We start from the raw sequence: 1,400 nt of genomic DNA, 5'->3' as shown, positions 1-1,400 counted from the left end.
TATGGTGCTACAAGATGTCAAGACAGTTATTTTAATATAGTTAAGGTGTGAAATGATTCACAAGAGTTTAATGAGGCTCTGGTATAGTAAGTCTTATACCTTGTCCGTGATGGAATAAATGTTAATTATTACTAGCATTGTGTTGTCCACAGGTGGAGGACAAAGCTCAAGCGAAAGCGAGGGAGGAAAGGTTCTTCCTCCGTTATTTAGATGTGGATCTCAGCACGACTTCACGGTTATACACAGCAGCTGGCGTGTGCCTCTGCAGGGACTGGTGCGGCAGGTAATAGTTGTGAAGATGAATATAGCTGCGGATGCCGTTTCGAGTCTCACGTGGGCTGTTGTAATCGTTCAGATAGATCTCGTTGTACTTCAGACTGCGCCAAAATCGTTCGATTGCGATATTATCGGTTGCACGACCTTTACCATCCATACTGATGCGAACGTTGTTCTCCTTCAGTAAATCAATGTATTGTGGACTTGTAAAATGGCTCCCTTGATCACTGTTTATAATGCCTGGTTTCCGCTTTGCCAGTGCCCGTTTCATCGTCTCGAGTATAAAACCAATCTCTAGGCTCTGATCAAGTTGCCAGTCTACGATATAACGCGAATACCAGTCTATAATGGCGTATAAGTACATCCAGCCCTGCTTCATCCGAATATACGTGATGTCAACACTCCAGACCTGTTCAGGCTCTGTAATCGCTAGTTTACGCAGGAGATAGGGATAGATCCTGTGCTGAAGATCACGTTTGCTCAGGTTCGGTCCTGGATAAATAGCCATGATTCCCATTTCGCGCATATAGCGCCGTACGGTGTTCTCGTGAATCGAATCGTTCTCACGATTCATAATGGAAGCGATCGTTCGATAGCCCATGAACGGGTGCTTCGTATAAAGCTCATCAATCCGGTGTTTAAGGCGTATTTCCTCCGGAGATGGAGGCACCGGCTTGTAATACAGGCTGGAGCGGTTAAGGCTCAGGAGGTCCGCTTGTATGAGGATGGAATGCTCTAGGCAGTCCCATTCTAATAAGTCTACTCGTTCGTCACGAGACAGGTTAGAGGCCAGATTTTTTTTTGAGCCACGACAATTGGGTGGTCAATCTGCCAACCTCGCCGTAGAGTTCGTCAATTTGCTGCTCGTATTCCTGTTTCATTTTCGTGATGCCTTTACGATCATCGACAAACAATTGTGAGAGGTTTTGAACGGCTTCTGATTTCCACCGGTTGAGGACATTGGTATGAATCCCCTCCTCCGTTGCGATCTGTGACACCGTCTTTTCTTCCTTCAGAATTTCCAGCACAATGCGTGCTTTCTCTTCAGGGCTGAACTTTCTTCTGCTAGTCGTCATACAACTAAGAAACTCCTTTTTTGCTGTCTAGATTATATGTAGCATTAT

Annotated in this window: 1 protein-coding gene; it reads right to left on the bottom strand. The window is 45.3% G+C overall.

The genetic code is table 11. The features are described 5' to 3' along the window. Nucleotides 1-202 precede the first annotated feature (202 nt). Nucleotides 203-1,352, bottom strand: a protein-coding gene (locus JMF85_RS27770) for an IS3 family transposase (RefSeq protein ID WP_201319394.1) whose coding sequence is annotated in 2 segments (ribosomal slippage) — nucleotides 203-1,079 and nucleotides 1,078-1,352 — 1,152 coding nt in all. Because the reading frame shifts where the segments join, the coding sequence is not laid out codon by codon here. Between the last annotated feature and the right edge of the window lie 48 nt (nucleotides 1,353-1,400).

The organism is Paenibacillus sp. EPM92 (genome assembly GCF_016586185.1).
GTDB classification, from domain to species: domain Bacteria; phylum Bacillota; class Bacilli; order Paenibacillales; family NBRC-103111; genus Paenibacillus_G; species Paenibacillus_G validus.
The sequence above is the reverse complement of the archived record's forward strand: the minus strand, read 5'-3'. Positions and strand labels throughout refer to the sequence as shown.